We start from the raw sequence: 17701 nt of genomic DNA, 5'->3' as shown, positions 1-17701 counted from the left end.
TGAGTTTACATGGGGTGATCAGCGTCATAGGCGCGGATCGCCTCACTGAGCTGTGTGTCGTCTGCGAGAATCTCTTCCCGCAGGACGGTGGCGGTGGGGGCCACATGCCTTATCTTTTTGGCCTTCGGCCGGCTTACTTTGCGCAGACTGCCGTCTGCGAGAGAAAGCATCTGGCCTTCCACGGCCATTACCGCAAAGGTGCGGGTCTTGTCGCGACCGGCAAGGGATCGAACGAGCTGACCTTTTACAAAGTCCATCCCGGTCCCTCCCAGTCCTTTGTCAAGACGACCGGCCCTGCGGAGGTAATGGCGATCGAGTGCTCAAAATGGGCAGAAAGACCGCCGTCCGCCGTTTTTACCGTCCATCCATCGGATTGTGTTGCCACTGAATAGTGTTTCTGGTTGACCATGGGCTCAATGGCCAGCGTCATGCCGCTGACCAGCCGGGGGCCGCGCCCGGGTTTACCGTAGTTCGGCACCTCCGGATCCTCGTGGAGCTCTTTGCCCACGCCGTGGCCCACAAAGCTGCGCACCACCGAGAACCCATGTTCCTCAACATAGGTCTGCACGGCGTTGCTGATGTCGCCGATGCGGGCGCCGCACACCGCGGCACGAATGCCTCTGTGCAGCGACTCGCGGGTCACATCCAGCAACCGCTGGGCTTCCAGATCCAGCTTGCCGCACCCGAAGGTGCAGGCATTGTCGCCGTTGAAGCCGCCCCAGGCAGCGCCTGTGTCGATGCTGACAATATCGCCGGGCCGGATCACCTTCTTTTTGGAAGGGATGCCGTGGATCACCTCGTCGTTCACACTGATGCACGCGGTGCCCGGGAAGCCGTAAAGCCCCTTGAAGTTGGGCTTGGCGCCCTGCTTCACGATATAGTCATAAATAATTTTGTCAATGTCGGCGGTGGTAATACCAGCCTCGATCGACTCGCCCCCGAGCCGGAGGGCGGCGGCGCTGATTTCACAGGCTCGCCGCATGACCTCCAACTCTTTGGCATTCTTGATCTGGATCACGATGCTCACGCCTCCAGTGCTTTCAGCAGCAGTTCGCTGGTGTCGGCAATGCTTTCATGACCTTCTACCACCACCAGCTTGCCGCGTTCACGGTAGAAAGCGATCAGCGGCTCGGTGAGCTCGTGGTAGGCCTTCAGACGGCCCTTCACGGTTTCGGGAGCGTCGTCCTTGCGGATGATCAGCGCGCCGCCGCAGCGATCGCACCGGTCAGGCTCCCGGCTGGGCTTGTTCTCCACGTGGTAGGACGCACCGCAGGCCGAGCAAACGCGGCGGCCGGCGAGGCGATGAATGATGATCTCGTCCGCCACTTCCAGGTCGATCACCTTGTCGATGGTCACGCCCATCTGCTCCAGAGCCTCGGCCTGGGCAACCGTGCGGGGCACGCCGTCCAGAATGAAGCCATTGGCGCAGTCCGGCTCAGCCAGACGTTCCTTGATGATGCCAATGATGACGGAATCAGGGACAAGCGCGCCTTTGTCGATAAACTCCTGAGCTTTCAGCCCCATCTCGGTGCCGTTCTTGACTGCGGCCCGCAGGATGTTGCCGGTGCTCACAGCGGGGATCTTCAGCGTATCGCAGATTACCTCCGCCTGAGTGCCTTTACCTGCTCCGGGAGCGCCTAACAGGATGATATTCATACCAGGTTGTCCCCTTTCTCATGGGTCATTGAAATTTTCATTACTCTAAGAAGCCCTTGTGATGGCGCATCAGCATATAGCTTTCCATGCTGCGGCCGGTGTCCAGAGCCACGCCCACAACGATCAGCAGGCTGGTACCGCCCAGCTGGATGTTCATGCCGGCCACGTTGCCCAGGATGATGGGCATGACGGCGATGACGCCCAGGAAGATCGCACCTACAAAGGTGATCTTGGACAGGCACTTGGTGATGAAGTCGCTGGTGGGTTTGCCCGGGCGGATGCCGGGGATGGTGCCGTTGTTCTTGCGCAGGTTGTTGGCAATCTCAACGGGGTTGTACTGAATGGCTACATAGAAGTAGTTAAAGGCCAGGATCAGCAGCAGGTACAGCACAGCGTACAGCAGGCTGTTGTAGTTGAACACGCTGAAGAAGCCTTGCCAGATGGGGCTGTCCGTCTGGATAAAGCTGGCAATGGTGCCGGGGATGCTCAGCAGGGCGCTGGCGAAGATGATGGGCATAACGCCGCTCATGTTCACCTTCAGGGGGATGTGGCTGGACTGACCGCCATACATCTTGCGGCCCACAACGCGCTTTGCATACTGCACGGGAATGCGGCGCTCGGCGTTGGTCAGGATGACCACGAACACGATGGCCGCCAGAGCCAGGATCAGGATCACCGGGATCAGGATGAAGTACTTGATCTCGCCGTTCATGGCGTTGGTGATCATGGTGCGGGCAGTGGTGATCACGTTGCCCCAGCGGGATACGATGCCCGCGAAAATCAGCAGCGAGATGCCGTTACCGATGCCCTTGAAGTCGATCTGCTCGCCCATCCAGGTGAGCAGCTGCGCGCCGCCGGTGAAGCTGAACACGATAACCACAGCGGAGAAGATGGCCTCCCAGCCGGTGGTGTAGGCCAGCACGCCGGTGTAGCTGCGCAGAACCAGATAGTAGCCCACGCTCATCACCAGCGCAATGCCGGCGCCGGTGTAGCGGGTGATGCGGGTCAGCTTGCGCCGGCCCTCTTCGCCTTCCTTGCTCAGCCGCTCCAGGGCCGGGATGGCCACGGTGAGCAGCTGAATAATGATCGAGGCATTGATATAAGGAGTAACGCCCAACGCGAAAATCGCGCACTGCGACAAGGCACCGCCGCTCATCATGTTCAGGTAGTCCAGCATGTTGCCGGTACCGCCTGCGAACAGCTGCAGCGCTTCCGGATTGATGTACGGCACAGTGATGACGCAGCCAATCCGGAAGATCACGATCACCAGAAGGGTGAACAGAAGTTTTTTGCGCAGCTCAGGGATCTTCCACGCATTCCGGAACGTATCAAACACCTTAGATCACCTCGGCCTTTCCGCCTGCCTTTTCGATCTTCTCTTTAGCAGAAGCAGTGAAGGCGGCGGCCTGAACGGTCAGAGCCTTGGTCAGCTCGCCGTTGCCCAGGACCTTGATGCCGTCCAGAGACTTTTTGATGATACCAGCCTCTACCAGAGCCTTGGTATCCACTACGCTGCCGGCCTCGAACTTCGCTTCCAGGTCGCTGATCTTGACGTTGGCGTACTTGGTGGCAAAGATGTTGTTGAAACCGCGCTTGGGCAGACGACGCTGCAGGGGCATCTGGCCGCCTTCGAAACCGGCCTTCTTGACGCCGGAGCGAGCTTTCTGACCCTTGTGGCCGTAGCCAGCGGTCTTGCCGTTGCCGCTGCCGTGGCCGCGGCCCTTCCGCTTTGCAGCGGTGTTGGAGCCCTGAGCGGGCTGTAATTCATGAAGCTTCAATTGCTTGCACCTCCTTGCTGTTACGCTTTGGTCACCGCTACCATGTGGCTGATCTTGGCGATCTTGCCGTTGGTCTGGGCGTTGTCGGGCTGAACGGTCACGTCGCCGATCTTCTTCAGACCCAGGCTCAGAGCGGTAGCGATCTGCTTCTCGCTGCGGCCGGACAGGCTGCGAACCAGCTTGACGGTAACAGTAGCAGCAGCGGCAGCCTTCTTGGAGGCAGCCTTCTTAGCGGGAGCCTTTTCGCCCTCGGCCTTCTTGGCAGCGGGCTTCTTGGCGGTGGTGGTCTTCTTAGCCGCAGTCTTCTTGGCTGCAGGCTTCTTCTCAGCAGCCTCGGTGGCTACTACCTTCTTCTCGGTCTCTGCCATGGTTGACTGCCTCCTTAACCTAAGATTTCCTTCACGGTCTTACCGCGCTTGGCAGCAACTTCCTCAGCGCTTACCAGACGGCACAGACCTTCGAAAGTGGCGGTAACCACGTTGCAGGGGTTGTTGGAACGCAGGCACTTGGTACGGATGTCCTTAATGCCGGCAACTTCCAGAACCGCACGCACGGGGCCGCCGGCGATAACACCGGTACCGGGAGCGGCGGGACGCATCAGGATGCGGCCGGCGCCGAACTCGCCCACGATCTCGTGAGGAATGGTGGTGCCCTTCAGGGCGATGGTGTGCATGTTCTTCTTAGCGTCCTCGATGCCCTTGCGGATCGCCTCGGGAACCTCGCCAGCCTTACCCAGGCCAAAACCGATGGTGCCCTTGCCGTCGCCAACGACTACCAGAGCGCTGAACTTGAAGATACGGCCGCCCTTAACGGTTTTGGATACGCGGTTGATCGCAACAACCTTTTCCAGCATTTCACTGCCGGTCTCGTTATTTCTCTGCATGTGTATCCTCCTTACAGCTCCAGGCCGCCCTCGCGAGCGCCCTCAGCCAAAGCTTTTACGCGGCCGTGATATACAAAGCCACCGCGGTCGAATACTACGACCTTGATGCCCTTCTCCAGAGCCTTCTCGGCGATCATCTTGCCAACCTTGTTGGCAGCCTCGATGTTGCCGCCGAAGCCCTCAAAACCCTTCTCCATAGTGGAAGCGCTGCACAGGGTCACGCCGGCAACGTCATCAATGATCTGGGCATAGATGTGCTTGGAGGAGCGGAATACATCCAGACGGGGGCGCTCAGCGGTGCCGCTGATCTTACCGCGCACGCGGCGGTGACGACGAAGACGAGCTTCGTTCTTGTCAGGCTTATTAACCATTGTCTTTCACTCCTTACCTTATTTGCCTTTGCCGGCCTTGCCCTCTTTGCGGATGATGTGCTCACCAGCATAGCGGATGCCCTTGCCCTTGTAGGGTTCGGGAGGACGTTTCTCGCGGACTTCCGCCGCGAACTGGCCGACCTTCTGTTTGTCGATGCCCTTGATGATGATGGTGTTAGCATCGGGAGCTTCGATCTTGATGTCGTCGGTCTCATCGACGATCACCTGGTGGGAGAAGCCCAGGTTCATGACCAGGCTCTTGCCCTGCTTGGCCACACGGTAGCCAACTCCCTGAACCTCCAGCTTCTTCTCAAAGCCGTTCACAACACCTTCCACCATGTTGCTGATGTTGGTGCGGGTCAGGCCGTGCAGGCTGCGGGCCTGCTTCTCGTCATTGGGGCGGGTCACCAGCACTTCACCATTCTCGACGGTTACGTTCATCAGAGGATGGATGTTGGAATTCAGGGTGCCCTTGGGGCCCTTCACGGTAACGTTGTGGCCATTCACGGTCACTTCAACGCCCGCAGGAATGACGATGGGTTTTCTTCCAATTCTCGACATTGTCTTTTTGCCCCTTTCTTACCACACAAAGGCGAGTACTTCGCCGCCAACATGGGCAGCGCGAGCAGCCTTATCGGTCATAACGCCCTTAGAGGTGGAGATGATCGCGGTGCCCAGGCCCTTCATGACCTTGGGCATATCTTCGCAGTTGGTGTAGATGCGCAGGCCGGGCTTGGAAACACGGCGCAGGCCGGCGATAACGGGAGTGCCGTTCTCCTGATACTTCAGGGTCAGGCGCAGGGTACCCTGCTTGTTGTCTTCGATCAGCTGCACACTCTTGATGTAGCCCTCGTCAACCAGAATCTGGCAGATCGCTTTTTTCAGGTTGGAAGCGGGAACGTCTACAGAAGGGTGTTTGGCAGTGCTGGCGTTGCGGATGCGGGTGAGCAGGTCCGCGATAGGATCAGTAATGTGCATGCCACTAACCTCCTTTAAGGTTCTTCGTTTCGTTTTTGTTCGGACAGTTGTGAAGCATTCGCCTCACATATATTTAAGTGTGAGACCCCTTGCCGCCTCCCCCGCCGCGCCGAACCGGCACGGGGAGGAGCGCAAAGGAACTCACAGCTTAAAACAGTGTTTACCAGCTGGCTTTCTTCACGCCGGGGATCTCGCCCTTGTAAGCGAGCTCACGGAAGCAGATACGGCAGATACCGTACTTGCGCAGGTAGGCGTGGGGACGGCCACAGATCTTGCAGCGGTTGTAACCGCGGGTGGAGAACTTAGGCTCGCGCTGCTGCTTGATCTTCATAGAAGTTTTTGCCACAGTCGTACCCTCCCTTAGTTAGCGAACGGAGCGCCCAGAGCCTTCAGCAGCTCCTTGGACTCTTCGTCGGTCTTGGCGGTGGTCACGAAGCAGATGTCCATGCCACGCACAGCGTCGATCTTGTCGTAGTCGATCTCGGGGAAGATCAGCTGCTCCTTGATGCCCACAGCGTAGTTGCCGCGGCCGTCGAAGGAGTTGCCGTTGATACCGCGGAAGTCACGCACGCGGGGCAGAGCCACGCTGAACAGACGATCCACGAACTCGTACATGCGCTCGCCGCGCAGGGTAACCTTCACGCCGATGGGCATGCCTTCGCGCAGCTTGAAGTTCGCAACGCTCTTCTTGGCACGGCACACAACGGGCTTCTGGCCGGTGATCTGAGCGATGTCGCCCAGGATGGCGTCCAGCATCTTCTGGTTGTCCTTGGCGTCGCCGCAGCCAACGTTGATGACTACCTTGTCCAGCTTGGGAATCTGCATAACGCTCTTGTACCCAAACTTGCTCATCAGGGCGGGAGCAACTTCATTGACATACTTTTCTTTCAAACGTGCCATTGTGTTGTATTCCCTCCTTACAGCTCGGCGCCGCACTTACGGCAGACGCGCACATTCTTGCCATCCTTGGCAGCGTGAGCCACGCGGGTGGCCTTGCCGCACTTGGGGCAAACCGGCATAACCTTGCAGGCGTAGATAGCACCCTCGGCCTTCACGATACCGCCCTGCTCGCCCTGGCGGCGGGGTTTCACGTGCTTGGTGACCATGTTCAGACCCTCAACGATCACCTTGCCCTCCTTGGGGCTAACGGCGATCACTTTGCCGGTCTTGCCTTTGTCTTTACCGCTGATGATCATTACGTTGTCGCCGGTTTTAACATGAAGATTGTTCATTCTTAAAACCTCCTTACAGCGATTCCGGAGCCAGGCTCAAGATCTTCAGGTAGCCGCTCTCGCGCAGCTCGCGAGCAACGGGTCCAAAGATACGGGTGCCTCTCGGGTTCTTGTCTTCACGGATGATGACCGCAGCGTTCTCGTCGAAACGGATGTAGCTGCCGTCCTCACGACGCAGGCCCTGCTTGCTGCGAACGATCACAGCCTTGACCACGTCGCCCTTTTTCACAGTGCCGCCGGGAGCTGCCTTCTTAACAGAAGCAACCACAACGTCACCGATGTTAGCGTATCTCTTGCGGGAGCCGCCCAGCACACGAATGCACATTAACTCTTTGGCACCGGTGTTGTCGGCCACTTTGAGATAAGTTTGCATCTGAACCATTGCCAGATCCTCCTTTCAAAGTACCAGGCTTACTTCGCCTTCTCTACGATTTTGACCATGCGCCAGCGCTTGTCCTTGGACAGGGGGCGGGTCTCCATGATCATTACACGGTCGCCAATGCCGCACTCGTTGTTTTCGTCGTGGGCTTTGAACTTAACAGTGCGCTTCAGGATCTTCTTGTAAAGGGGGTGCTGCACGCTGTCTTTCACGGCAACCACGATGGTCTTATCCATCTTGTCGGACACAACGGTGCCCACACGGGTCTTTCTCAAATTGCGTTCCATCGTTTAACCTCCTTTACGCTTTCTCAGCCAGGACAGTCAGCACACGAGCGATGTCGCGCTTAACGGTCTCAATGCGGCCGGGGTTCTCCAGCTGGTTGATGGCGTGCTGAAAACGCAGGTTGAACAGCTCTTCCTTCAGCTCGGCCAGCTTCTTATTCAGGTCAGCAGCGGACATACCGCGCAGTTCTGCAGCTTTCATGCGTTGCCACCCTCCTCTACTACATTCTCTTCGCGCTTGGCGAACTTGCACTTAACAGGCAGTTTGTGCATGGCCAGACGCAGGGCCTCACGAGCGACTTCCTCGTTCACGTCGGCCAGCTCGAACAGCACGCGGCCGGGCTTCACAACAGCCACCCAGTACTCGGGAGAACCTTTACCGGAACCCATCCGGGTCTCAGCGGGCTTCTCGGTAACGGGCTTATCGGGGAAGATCTTGATCCAAACCTTACCGCCACGCTTGATGTAACGGGTCATGGCGATACGGGCGGCCTCGATCTGACGGGAGTCGATCCAGCCGGGCTCCAGAGCAACAAGACCATACTGGCCCTGGTTAACAGTGTTGCCGCGCATGGCTTTACCGGTCATACGACCACGATGCACACGGCGGTATTTGACGCGCTTAGGCAGTAACATTACTTGTTGCCTCCTTCTTTACGGGATGCGGGCTTGGAACCCTTCAGAACCTCACCCTTGTAGATCCACACCTTAACGCCGATGCGGCCGTAGGTGGTAGCAGCCTCAGCGAAGCCGTAGTCGATGTCGGCGCGCAGGGTCTGCAGGGGAATGGTGCCCTCGTGGTAGCTCTCGGTGCGGGCGATGTCCGCGCCGCCCAGACGGCCGGAAACCTGGGTCTTGATGCCCTTGGCGCCACGCTGCATCGCACGGCCCATGCACTGCTTCATCGCACGGCGGAAGCCGATGCGGCGCTCCAGCTGGGAAGCGATGTTCTCAGCTACCAGCTGAGCGTTGGTGTCCATGTTCTTGACCTCAACGATGTTCACGTTGACGGCCTTGCCGGTCATCTTAGCCAGCTGCTCCTGCAGCTTGGTGATCTCGCTGCCGCCCTTGCCGATAACCATACCGGGCTTGGCGCAGAAGATGTTGACCTTCAGCTTGGGAGCGCCGGACTGATTGTCCACGGTGCGCTCGATTTCGATCTTGGGGATACCCGCGCCGAAGAGCTGCTTCTTCAGGGTCTTACGGATCTTGTAGTCCTCGACCAGGGTGTCGCCGAATTCCTTCTTGGAAGTAAACCAGCGGCTGTCCCAATCTTTGATTACACCCACGCGAATGCCGTGGGGATTGACTTTCTGGCCCATTGTGTTTACCTCCTTACTCTTTCTCTTTCAGAACCACGGTCACATGGCTGGTGCGCTTCAGCACACGGTAAGCGCGGCCCTGGGCGCGGGGACGGATGCGCTTCAGGGTGGGGCCGGGGGTAACAAAGCACTCGGCCACATACAGGCTGTTCTTGTCCATGTTGTGGTTGTTCTCCGCGTTCGCGGCAGCAGACTTCACCAGTTTCAGAAGGGGCTCGCAAGCGGCCTTCGGGGTGTACTGCAGAATCGCCAGCGCCTTATCCAGAGGCTGGTTGCGGATCAGATCCAGAACAACCGAAACCTTCCGGGGGCTGATGCGGGCGTATCTAAGATGTGCCCTAGCTTCCATTGCTTTACTCCTCCTTTTAATTACTTACCGGTCTTGGAGCCGGCATGGCCCTTGAAGGTACGGGTGGGGGCGAACTCGCCCAGCTTGTGACCAACCATATCCTCAGTTACATACACAGGCACATGCTTGCGGCCGTCGTGCACCGCGAAGGTGTGACCGACAAAATCAGGGAAAATGGTGGAGGAGCGGCTCCAGGTCTTCAGAACCCGCTTCTCACCGGCGGCATTCATCTCCTGAACGCGCTTCAGCAGAACAGGCAGGACATAAGGTCCCTTCTTAACACTTCTACCCATGTTCGTTCTCCTCTCTTAACCGTTCGCGCGCTTGACAATGAACTTGTCAGAGCGGTTGTGATGCTTGCGGGTCTTGTAACCCATAGCAGGCTTGCCCCAGGGGGTAACAGGGCCGGGACGGCCAACGGGGCTCTTGCCCTCACCACCACCGTGGGGGTGATCGCAGGGGTTCATAACAGAACCGCGAACGGTGGGACGCCAACCCATGTGGCGCTTGCGGCCGGCCTTACCGATGTTCACGTTCTCGTGATCCACGTTGCCAACCTGGCCGATGGTAGCGATGCAGTTCAGAGGGATGTTGCGCATCTCGCCGGAGGGCAGACGAACCAGAGCGTAGCCGTTCTCTTTCGCCATCAGCTGAGCCATGTTGCCGGCGCTGCGCACCAGCTGGCCGCCCTTACCGGGGTACAGCTCGATGTTGTGGATGATGGTACCAACAGGGATGTTGGCGAAGGGCAGAGCGTTGCCGGGCTTGATGTCGGCATTGGGGCCAGCCATGATCACATCGCCAACCTTCAGGCCTTCGGGAGCCAGGATGTAACGCTTCTCGCCGTCCTCGTACTGAACCAGAGCGATGTGAGCAGAACGGTTGGGATCGTACTCCAGGGTCTTTACAGTAGCGGGAACATCAAACTTGTTGCGCTTGAAATCGATCACACGGTACTTGGTGCGATTGCCGCCGCCGTGATGGCGAACGGTGATGCGGCCGGTGTTGTTGCGGCCGGAAGCCTTCTTCATGGGCTCCAGCAGGCTACGCTCGGGGGCCACTTTGCTCAGCACGCTGTAGTCAGTAACAGTCATACCGCGGCGGCCCGGGGTAGTCGGCTTATACTTCTTGATAGCCATTGCTATTCTCCTTTGTTACTTATGAATTGTTATCGGGGTCATATCCCCATACATGAGCCCTGCTCGGGCTCTTGAAAGAAACTGCTTTAAGCGGTTTCTTATACCATGCTCTCGAAGAACTCGATGCCCTTGCTGCCCTCTTTCAGGGTAACAACAGCCTTCTTCTTGGCGGCGGTGTAACCGCCGTGCATGCCCTGGCGGCGGTAACGGCCGCGCACGTTGATGGTGTTAACCTTCTCGACCTGGACGCCGAACAGCTTCTCAACGGCCTTAGCGATCTCTACCTTGTTGGCATCGGTGGCAACCTTGAAGGTGTACTTCTTGGAAGCAATGCCCGCCATAGAGTTCTCGGTAATGACAGGAGCCAGGATGATGTCTTGTGCAGTTTTCATTAGCCCAGAACCTCCTCAAGTTTCTTGGCCGCGTCTACGCTCAGGATGAACTTGTCGGCGTTCACAACGTCGTAGGTGTTCACGCTGGTAGCCACGGTGGTAACCACGCCGGGGATGTTGGCGGCGCTCTTCACGAGCTTGGCCTCAACCTCGGGGGTAACGATCAGGGCCTTCTTGCTAACGCCCAGGGCGTTCAGCATGTTGACCACGGTCTTGGTCTTGTACTCGGCAACGCTCAGGTTGTCGACCAGGATCATGTCGCCGGCAGCAGCCTTGGCGCTCAGGGCGCTCAGGATGGCCAGACGCTTCACCTTGCGGTTGATGCGGTAGCTGTAATCGCGGGGCTTGGGGCCCAGAGCAACGCCACCGTGAGTCCACTGGGGAGCGCGGATGGAACCCTGACGGGCATGACCGGTGCCCTTCTGACGCCAGGGCTTACGGCCGCCGCCGCGAACCTCGCTGCGGGTCTTGGTGCTCTGAGTGCCCTGACGCTGGTTGGCCAGGAAGTTGACCACAGCGGCGTGCACAGCCTTCTCGTTGGGGGTGATACCGAACACGGCGTCGGAAAGCTCTACGGTGGAAACTTTCTTGCCGTTCATATCCAAAACGTCAAATTGTGCCATTGTGCTTTCCCTCCTTACGCCTTCACGCTATCGCTGATGCAAACCACAGCGCCCTTGGGGCCGGGAACAGCGCCTTTGATAGCGATCAGATTATTTTCGGCGTCTACCTTGACGACGGTTAGGTTCTGGATGGTAACCCGCTCGGCGCCCAGGTGGCCGGGCAGCTTCTTGCCCTTGAATACGCGGCTGGGAGTGGAGCAGGCGCCCATGGAACCCGCATGACGGGCAACGGGGCCGGTGCCGTGGCTCTCGCGCAGGCGATGGCCGTTCCAGCGCTTGATGGTGCCGGCGTAGCCCTTACCTTTGCTTACGCCAACTACGTCGATGTGGTCGCCAGCAGCGAACACGTCGGCCTTCAGGATATCGCCCACGTTCATGGCGCTGATATCCGCCAGGCGGAACTCACGCAGGGTCTTCTTGGGGGCAACGTCCGCCTTGGCGAAGTGGCCCTTGGCGGGCTTGTTTACGCGCTTGGCGGAAACTTCGCCGAAGCCCAGCTGAACTGCCTGATAGCCGTCGCTCTCAACGGTCTTCTTCTGCACTACGGTGCAGGGACCAGCCTCGATGACGGTTACGGGAACGACCTTGCCGTTCTCATCGAACAGTTGAGTCATGCCCAGCTTTTTGCCGATGATACCTTTTTGCATTTTTCTTTTCCTCCTATAAGGTTATTGGTTGACATCGTGAGTAACTTGGATGCCAACATGACCTCTCCGTTTGGATAGCATTTCGATCGATGTTGCCTTCATTGAATCCGGCAGTTGGCGGCACCAGAGCGGCCGCCCTTACCTGTTTAAATGTAAGCTTACAGCTTGATCTCGATGTCTACGCCAGCGGGGAGCTGCAGGCTCATGAGAGCCTCAACCGTCTTGTTGGACGGCTTCAGAATGTCGATCAGACGCTTGTGGGTGCGGGTCTCGAACTGCTCACGGCTGTCCTTGTACTTGTGAACAGCACGCAGAATGGTGACCACTTCCTTGTCGGTGGGCAGAGGGATGGGGCCGGACACGCGAGCGCCGGTGCGCTTAGCGGTCTCCACAATCTTCTCAGCAGCACCGTCGATCAACTGATGATCGTAGCTCTGCAAACGAATTCTGATTTTCTCTTTGACTGCCATTTTCGTCGCCTCCTGTAATTATTTGGTGCCTAGGCGGCCGATCAACTACTGAACACAGCGCCGGGTGTTTCACAATTTGGCACGATAAAAGCCGGTGAACCGCTTGGCAGTTCCCCCGGACACACTTCGGCAAATTGTGTTGGACATTGGTACGCCGCGCAGAATGCGACAGTGTACGTATCCCTTTGCTCTCAGTAATTCTTTCGCCCGGTTCTAGATCGGACATACTCCGCGGAAAAACCCGTCGTGTGACGGCAACCTCCCGCATCAACGCATATCATGGCTTGCGCAGCTTGGTACACAAGCCATTTGCAGCCGAGACTTATTGTAGCACATGGATTCGCCGGTTGCAAGGGCTTTTTGTAAAAAAAATAAAATTTTTCAAAAGTTTTTCGGCTATATGCCAAACGCGTTTTACCATAGCCGTTCCCCTGCCGCTTTTCAGAAGGCGAATGCCCCCGGAGCAGGCGTTTTCTCCCCCGCTTCGGGGCATCGATACATCAATAGTAATAGTAAGGCCCGTAGCTGTAGCCAAACGCGTGGCTGTGACCAGTGGCGTAAAACATCACTCCCAGCAGAACAATGATCGCAATCACACTGAGCACCGTGCTCACAGCCACCAGAATCAGTTTGGCCCTGGCCCAGTTGCGTTTACTGGTGCTGGTACCGGCGCCGAAGCTCCAGATCAGCAGCACCACCAGATTCACAATGGGAATCGCGGTAAGAATCAGGCTCCACAGCCACTCCAGCGTCTTCACCGGCGGTTCCGGTTCGTCGACGTCGGGATCCGGCGCAGGCGGGGCCGGGCGCTGGTAGCAGGGCTCGCCGTACGTCGGCGGAGGCGGAGGCGTTGCCGGGCCGCCGGTTACCCCGGCACCAAATTCCCAGGAGGCACTGTGCTGTTCCGGTGCGCCGGAAGGATGTTCCGTCCTCTCGATCGGCTGGCCGACCGGTTCTTCGGGCTGTGCCGGTTCCGGCGCGGGCGCACCGCACACCGGGCAGGTCAGTGCATCCGGCTCCAGATAACTGCCGCACTGTTTGCAATACATACTTGATTCCTCCTTCGCATCACTTTTTCGCCGGCTGTTCCCGCAGGCGCTCCTCGATGCCTGCCTCCGGGGTAATATAGCCGGTCTCGTATTTTTCATAGAGTACCATGCCGGGCTTCAGATCGCCGGTCTTGCGGATGTTACGCACCTCGGTGTAGTCCACCGCAACCTTTGCGCCACCGTTCAGGCTGGAATGCACCACCGCCAGCATGGCCGCTTCGTTCTGGGTGGTGAGAGGGATGTCCTTTCCTTCGCTCATCACCACGGTATGGCTGCCGGGGGCATCCTTCACATGGAACCAGAGATCCTTGCCCCGGGCGGTGTGCAGGGTGAGCTTGTCGTTCTGCAGGTTGTTGCGGCCCACCAGAATCAGGAAGCCGTCCGAAGAGCGGTAACGATAGAAGTCCGCCGGCTTCTGCTTTTTGTCCCGGATCTTGTAATACTTCAGATAGCCCTGGCTTTTCAGCTCGGCGCGAATCTCACCCAGCGCCTGCTCGCCGGTGGCGGTCTCCACCTCATAGAGCACGGTGCCCAGATATTCAATCTCCCGCTCGCCTTCCTCCAGCAGCTTTTTCAGCATCTTGGCGGCAGTCTGCTTTTTCTTGTATTCCTTGAAATACTTCTGGGCGTTGCCCACGCCGTTCAGCCGGGCGTCCAGCGGAATCTCGATGGTCTGGCCATCGTAGTAGTTCAGCACCTGAACGCTGCGCATGCCCTTGTCCACCGCCCAGAGGTTCGCCTGCAGCAGCTCACCGTACAGCCGCAGCTGGTCGGCCTTGCCGCTCTGGGCCAGTTCTTCTTTTCGGGCGGCCTGCTTGCGGATGGCCCGCTCATGCAGGTTCTTCACAGTCTTGGCCAGATCCTTGCTCTTCTGGCGCAGCCGCTCGGCCCGATCCTTGGTGGAGTAGTAGCCCTCCAGCATGGTGCTGAAGCTGTCGTAATGGGTCAGCCGCTGCTCGCCGTACTGGGTAAGGGGGGTAAAGCTGAACTCCACCGGCTTGCCGGTCTCATCACAGGCAAGGCAGGGCTTGCCGCCCGCCTCGTAATCCGCCTTGATGCCGTCGATGGCAGCAATCAGCGCGGTCTTTTCGCTCTCGGTGAGCATATCCGCCTGGGCCGCGCTTTCGCCCAACGCCCGGAAGGCCGCCTCCCGGCAGATTACCGGCCCCACGCCGGCGCAGCTGCGCATGAGCGCATCCGCCACCGGCAGATCCTTCTGGCAGGCGGCAGCCACCAGCCCGGCGCTGCTCACCGCGAACAGATCCGGCTTGTTGGGCTTCTGGGGCAGAGTGTATGCAAGGCCCGGCAGCAGCTGGCGGATCTGGGAATCCTCAAAATCCACCCGCTTGAGGGCGTCGATGATGCGGCCGTCCTGCACCAGCACCAGGTTGGAATACCGGCCCATCAGCTCCACCGCCAGAATGTTGCGAACCAGATCGCCCATCTCGTTGGTGCACTGGAATTCAAAGAAGGCCAGCCGATCCCCCGGCTCCACCCGCAGCTCCACCAGCCGGCCACCGGTCAGATGCTTGCGCAGCAGCATGCAGAAGCTGGGCGGAACCGCCGGATTTTCAAAGGTGTCCTGGGTCAGGCAGGCCCGGGCGGAACCGCTGCGGGCGGAAAGCAGCAGCTTGAAGGTATCGGTCCGGGTACGCAGCGTAATGACCACCTCGTCCCGGGTGGGTTCGAAGATCTTGTCGATCTTGGCGTCCAGCAGGGTTTGTTTCAGTTCGCGGGCCGTGAGGGCCAGCAATGCGGCATCCAATGCCATGAGTCTCACCTCTTTGTAAAAAAAGCGGCCGTGCCGGGCGGCACGGCCTGCTTGCAGTCAACTTGATTCACCGGCTGCGCAGCGCCGCTTCTGCGGCGTCCACATCAGCCAGACCGGAAAATTCCATCGTGATATTCCTGTGGTGGGTGTGACCATTGCGGTAATAGGTCTCCACCTGCCCATTGGAAAGGATCAGATCACCGGTCCCGTCCGGATAATAGCGCTTTTCCACGCCCTGAACCGAATCCAGCTCCCAGGAGCTTACCCGGCCTCGGGTCACCACCAGAACACGCTGATCGGTAACCGCATAGACGATCTCTTCCGGTTTGGGGCCGCCCACCTGCGGGAACAGCAGCTTGATGCCCACCAGAATGAACGGAATGCCGAACAGCGGAAACACAATTCCGAAAATACCCGCGCCCGCTGTCAGCGTTTGAAGCGCCATCAGCTCCCAGAAGCAGGCAAAACCCAGGAAAAACACCGCGAACAGCTTGCCCGCGCCCCGGGGCCCGTGCAGCTTTTTGGGGCTTCCGGACCAGAGCAGCCGCTCGCCGGGAGCCAGCTGGCGGGCCAGCAACGCCTGCGCATCGCTTGCCGCCGCACGGGGGCGGGGTGGTTCCTGTTCCGGCTCCTGCCGTACAGGGGATGAGGGTTCGCCAAACATTTCCTCGTTATAACCCACGCTGCTGTTTTCCCGTTCCTGCCACATGGCGTTGCCTCCTTACTATTATAAATAGGAAAAGGGGTCCTTGTTGCGCCGGCTGCAGATGACCCGAAGCCCGCTGAAACGGCGGCTCAGGTGATCCGCCAACACCGGCACGATGGGAAATTCCGTGCAGTAATGGCCGGCCACGATCAGGCTCAGGCCCATGGCCCGGGCATCAATGGCATCGTGATGGCTGGCTTCGCCGGTGAGCAGAGCATCCGCTCCGGCTGCTGCCGCATCGGCCAACATGCTGCCGCCGCTGCCTCCGATCATCGCCAGCCGGCGGATGGGCTTGCCCGCGTCCACCAGCTTCACATGAGCATTCAACCGGCTCTGGCACAGCGCCGCCAGCGCCTTTGCGTCGGTGGGCTCCACGCTGCCCACCCGGCCGATCCCCTCTTCCCCGAAGGGTTCCGGGTCTTCCGCCTCAAACAGCCGGGCCAACACATCGTTCACACCGCCCTCTGCCGCATCCAGATTGGTGTGCATGCAGATGGCGGAGATGTTTTTCTTCACCAGCCGGAAGGCCACGTCCCGCCGGGCCAGGGTACGCAGCGGTTTGAAGATCACCGGATGATGGGCCACAATCAGCTGGCAGCCCTGCAGTTCTGCCTCGGCCACCACCTCATCGGTGATGTCCAGCGCCACCAGAACGCTGGTCACCTCGGCGCCGCAGTCCACCAGCAGGCCCACATTGTCCCAGCTTTCCGCCAGCTCCTTCGGGGCCAGCTGCTCCAGACATTCGCAGATCTCGCGCACTCTTGCCATTGGGGTTCTTCCTCCTTTACGCTTCGCCTTCCAGCTGCCGCAGCAGCCGGTCTGCCCGCTGCGCACCGGCCGGATCGTTTTCCAGCCCGCGGCGGAATTTCTTCAGCCGTTCCAGCTGCTGGGCCCGGTATTCCGCCGCGCCCGGCTGATCCTGCGTCAATCCCAGAAGGCATTCCGCGTCGGCGGGCTGCTTCGCCTGGCCGGTGTACACCGCGTCCATCACCGCATACCAGCGGTGTGCCGCGCACACCAGCCGCTCGGCGTTCAACGAAAAGCCGTTTTCCCACAGCCAGCGCCGGAGCACCGGAGCCTTGGTGGCCGGGATCAGCACCAGCTGAGTTTTCTCCGCCTTCACCCAGGGTGCGGCGGTGAGCATCTCGATGGCGGTCTGGGCGCTTACGCCCGCAATCACCACCGCCTGCGCCTCGCCGGGAGCCAGCACGCTCAGGCCATCGCCCAGGCGAAGCTCCACATGCGCAAGGCAGCCCGCTTCCTCGCAGGTTTTCTGCGCGGTGGAAAGCGGCCCGGGGCGAAGATCCGCGGCGATCACCCGCCGGGCCCGGCCGGTGCAGGCCAGATAGGCCGACAGCTTGCCGTGGTCGCAGCCAATGTCCGCCGCGGTGTCGCAGGGGCGAACCAGATCCGCCGCCGCCTGCAGTCGTTCGTCCAGTTTTGGGGCGATCATTCGTTGCCGAAGTGCTTGTTCAGCTTGGCCACCAGCTCGTCGGCGTTGGTGCCGTGAACCATGCAGGCCTCCTCAATGGTCTCGCCGCGGGCAGAGGGGCAGCCCAGGCAGTGCATGCCGATCTCCAGGAAGAAGGGAGCCACGGAGCCGTCGGTGTCCAGAATATCGCCGATGATGGTATTTTTGGTAATGATCATGATGTTCGATCTCGCTTTCCTT

At 59.2% G+C, this 17701-nt stretch carries 31 protein-coding genes; all 31 read right to left on the bottom strand.

Annotation, left to right across the window (positions count from 1 at the left end; genetic code table 11):
- Positions 1–5 precede the first annotated feature (5 nt).
- The 31 genes from ACESYO_RS08195 to ACESYO_RS08045 all read right to left on the bottom strand — a co-directional run bounded on the left by ACESYO_RS08195 (position 6) and on the right by ACESYO_RS08045 (position 17679).
- Positions 6–257 (bottom strand): KOW domain-containing RNA-binding protein, encoded by a 252-nt coding sequence (locus ACESYO_RS08195; RefSeq protein ID WP_058965283.1) that lies wholly within the window; start codon positions 255–257, stop codon positions 6–8.
- A complete protein-coding gene (gene map / locus ACESYO_RS08190) occupies positions 245–1018 on the bottom strand; it encodes a type I methionyl aminopeptidase (protein ID WP_058965331.1) in 774 nt (257 codons plus the stop codon). The genes ACESYO_RS08195 and map overlap by 13 nt, the downstream gene beginning before the upstream one ends.
- 5 nt (positions 1019–1023) lie before the next feature.
- Complete coding sequence (locus tag ACESYO_RS08185) at positions 1024–1656, bottom strand: adenylate kinase (protein WP_058965284.1); 633 nt, start codon at positions 1654–1656, stop codon at positions 1024–1026.
- 40 nt (positions 1657–1696) lie between these two features.
- Positions 1697–2992, bottom strand: coding sequence for a preprotein translocase subunit SecY (secY, locus tag ACESYO_RS08180; protein ID WP_373209753.1), 1296 nt, complete (start codon positions 2990–2992; stop codon positions 1697–1699).
- 1 nt (position 2993) lies between these two features.
- Positions 2994–3434, bottom strand: coding sequence for a 50S ribosomal protein L15 (rplO, locus tag ACESYO_RS08175; protein ID WP_058965286.1), 441 nt, complete (start codon positions 3432–3434; stop codon positions 2994–2996).
- Positions 3435–3454: 20 nt separating this feature from the next.
- Positions 3455–3613, bottom strand: a complete 159-nt coding sequence (gene rpmD, locus ACESYO_RS08170) for a 50S ribosomal protein L30 (protein WP_058965332.1) — start codon at positions 3611–3613, stop codon at positions 3455–3457.
- A 203-nt stretch (positions 3614–3816) separates the two neighbouring features.
- On the bottom strand, positions 3817–4317 hold the full coding sequence (gene rpsE / locus ACESYO_RS08165; protein ID WP_058965287.1) for a 30S ribosomal protein S5: 501 nt from the start codon (positions 4315–4317) through the stop codon (positions 3817–3819).
- Between the two features lie 11 nt (positions 4318–4328).
- Positions 4329–4688 carry a 50S ribosomal protein L18 gene (gene rplR, locus ACESYO_RS08160; protein WP_058965288.1) on the bottom strand — a complete coding sequence of 120 codons (360 nt, stop codon included), beginning with the start codon at positions 4686–4688 and terminating at the stop codon, positions 4329–4331.
- Positions 4689–4706: 18 nt separating this feature from the next.
- On the bottom strand, positions 4707–5249 hold the full coding sequence (rplF, locus tag ACESYO_RS08155) for a 50S ribosomal protein L6 (RefSeq protein ID WP_058965289.1): 543 nt from the start codon (positions 5247–5249) through the stop codon (positions 4707–4709).
- An 18-nt stretch (positions 5250–5267) separates the two neighbouring features.
- Positions 5268–5666 (bottom strand): 30S ribosomal protein S8, encoded by a 399-nt coding sequence (gene rpsH / locus ACESYO_RS08150; RefSeq protein ID WP_058965290.1) that lies wholly within the window; start codon positions 5664–5666, stop codon positions 5268–5270.
- 160 nt (positions 5667–5826) lie between these two features.
- Positions 5827–6012 carry a type Z 30S ribosomal protein S14 gene (locus tag ACESYO_RS08145; RefSeq protein ID WP_058965291.1) on the bottom strand — a complete coding sequence of 62 codons (186 nt, stop codon included), beginning with the start codon at positions 6010–6012 and terminating at the stop codon, positions 5827–5829.
- A gap of 14 nt (positions 6013–6026) precedes the next feature.
- Positions 6027–6566 carry a 50S ribosomal protein L5 gene (rplE, locus tag ACESYO_RS08140; protein ID WP_058965292.1) on the bottom strand — a complete coding sequence of 180 codons (540 nt, stop codon included), beginning with the start codon at positions 6564–6566 and terminating at the stop codon, positions 6027–6029.
- Between the two features lie 17 nt (positions 6567–6583).
- Positions 6584–6898 carry a 50S ribosomal protein L24 gene (rplX, locus tag ACESYO_RS08135; RefSeq protein ID WP_058965293.1) on the bottom strand — a complete coding sequence of 105 codons (315 nt, stop codon included), beginning with the start codon at positions 6896–6898 and terminating at the stop codon, positions 6584–6586.
- A 13-nt stretch (positions 6899–6911) separates the two neighbouring features.
- Entirely contained in the window at positions 6912–7280 is a 369-nt protein-coding gene (gene rplN, locus ACESYO_RS08130; RefSeq protein ID WP_058965294.1) for a 50S ribosomal protein L14, read from the bottom strand.
- Between the two features lie 29 nt (positions 7281–7309).
- On the bottom strand, positions 7310–7564 hold the full coding sequence (rpsQ, locus tag ACESYO_RS08125; RefSeq protein ID WP_058965295.1) for a 30S ribosomal protein S17: 255 nt from the start codon (positions 7562–7564) through the stop codon (positions 7310–7312).
- A 13-nt stretch (positions 7565–7577) separates the two neighbouring features.
- Positions 7578–7763 (bottom strand): 50S ribosomal protein L29, encoded by a 186-nt coding sequence (gene rpmC / locus ACESYO_RS08120; protein WP_058965296.1) that lies wholly within the window; start codon positions 7761–7763, stop codon positions 7578–7580.
- A complete protein-coding gene (gene rplP / locus ACESYO_RS08115; protein WP_058965297.1) occupies positions 7760–8197 on the bottom strand; it encodes a 50S ribosomal protein L16 in 438 nt (145 codons plus the stop codon). The genes rpmC and rplP overlap by 4 nt, the downstream gene beginning before the upstream one ends.
- Positions 8197–8883, bottom strand: a complete 687-nt coding sequence (gene rpsC, locus ACESYO_RS08110) for a 30S ribosomal protein S3 (protein WP_058965298.1) — start codon at positions 8881–8883, stop codon at positions 8197–8199. Before rpsC ends, rplP begins: the two co-directional genes overlap by 1 nt.
- A gap of 13 nt (positions 8884–8896) precedes the next feature.
- Complete coding sequence (rplV, locus tag ACESYO_RS08105) at positions 8897–9232, bottom strand: 50S ribosomal protein L22 (RefSeq protein ID WP_058965299.1); 336 nt, start codon at positions 9230–9232, stop codon at positions 8897–8899.
- A 20-nt stretch (positions 9233–9252) separates the two neighbouring features.
- Positions 9253–9525: a 30S ribosomal protein S19 gene (gene rpsS / locus ACESYO_RS08100; protein WP_058965300.1), complete on the bottom strand. Its 273-nt coding sequence runs from the start codon at positions 9523–9525 to the stop codon at positions 9253–9255.
- A gap of 15 nt (positions 9526–9540) precedes the next feature.
- A complete protein-coding gene (gene rplB, locus ACESYO_RS08095; RefSeq protein WP_058965301.1) occupies positions 9541–10371 on the bottom strand; it encodes a 50S ribosomal protein L2 in 831 nt (276 codons plus the stop codon).
- A gap of 98 nt (positions 10372–10469) precedes the next feature.
- On the bottom strand, positions 10470–10763 hold the full coding sequence (gene rplW / locus ACESYO_RS08090) for a 50S ribosomal protein L23 (protein WP_058965302.1): 294 nt from the start codon (positions 10761–10763) through the stop codon (positions 10470–10472).
- A complete protein-coding gene (gene rplD, locus ACESYO_RS08085) occupies positions 10763–11386 on the bottom strand; it encodes a 50S ribosomal protein L4 (RefSeq protein ID WP_058965303.1) in 624 nt (207 codons plus the stop codon). Before rplD ends, rplW begins: the two co-directional genes overlap by 1 nt.
- Before the next feature lie 14 nt (positions 11387–11400).
- Entirely contained in the window at positions 11401–12033 is a 633-nt protein-coding gene (gene rplC, locus ACESYO_RS08080; RefSeq protein ID WP_058965304.1) for a 50S ribosomal protein L3, read from the bottom strand.
- 158 nt (positions 12034–12191) lie between these two features.
- Entirely contained in the window at positions 12192–12503 is a 312-nt protein-coding gene (gene rpsJ, locus ACESYO_RS08075) for a 30S ribosomal protein S10 (RefSeq protein WP_058965305.1), read from the bottom strand.
- 500 nt (positions 12504–13003) lie between these two features.
- Positions 13004–13552: a zinc ribbon domain-containing protein gene (locus tag ACESYO_RS08070; RefSeq protein WP_373209752.1), complete on the bottom strand. Its 549-nt coding sequence runs from the start codon at positions 13550–13552 to the stop codon at positions 13004–13006.
- Between the two features lie 19 nt (positions 13553–13571).
- Positions 13572–15323: an Rqc2 family fibronectin-binding protein gene (locus ACESYO_RS08065; protein ID WP_373209751.1), complete on the bottom strand. Its 1752-nt coding sequence runs from the start codon at positions 15321–15323 to the stop codon at positions 13572–13574.
- Between the two features lie 67 nt (positions 15324–15390).
- Positions 15391–16032, bottom strand: coding sequence for a hypothetical protein (locus ACESYO_RS08060; protein WP_373209750.1), 642 nt, complete (start codon positions 16030–16032; stop codon positions 15391–15393).
- An 18-nt stretch (positions 16033–16050) separates the two neighbouring features.
- Positions 16051–16797 (bottom strand): Nif3-like dinuclear metal center hexameric protein, encoded by a 747-nt coding sequence (locus tag ACESYO_RS08055; RefSeq protein WP_373209749.1) that lies wholly within the window; start codon positions 16795–16797, stop codon positions 16051–16053.
- 16 nt (positions 16798–16813) lie between these two features.
- Positions 16814–17482 (bottom strand): class I SAM-dependent methyltransferase, encoded by a 669-nt coding sequence (locus ACESYO_RS08050; protein ID WP_373209748.1) that lies wholly within the window; start codon positions 17480–17482, stop codon positions 16814–16816.
- Entirely contained in the window at positions 17479–17679 is a 201-nt protein-coding gene (locus ACESYO_RS08045) for a DUF1858 domain-containing protein (protein WP_058965310.1), read from the bottom strand. The genes ACESYO_RS08050 and ACESYO_RS08045 overlap by 4 nt, the downstream gene beginning before the upstream one ends.
- Positions 17680–17701 lie beyond the last annotated feature (22 nt).

It is taken from the genome of Allofournierella massiliensis (genome assembly GCF_964241245.1).
Classification (GTDB): Bacteria; Bacillota; Clostridia; order Oscillospirales; family Ruminococcaceae; genus Allofournierella; species Allofournierella massiliensis.
Note: the sequence above shows the minus strand (reverse complement) of the source record. Positions and strands in the feature narration are given on the sequence as shown.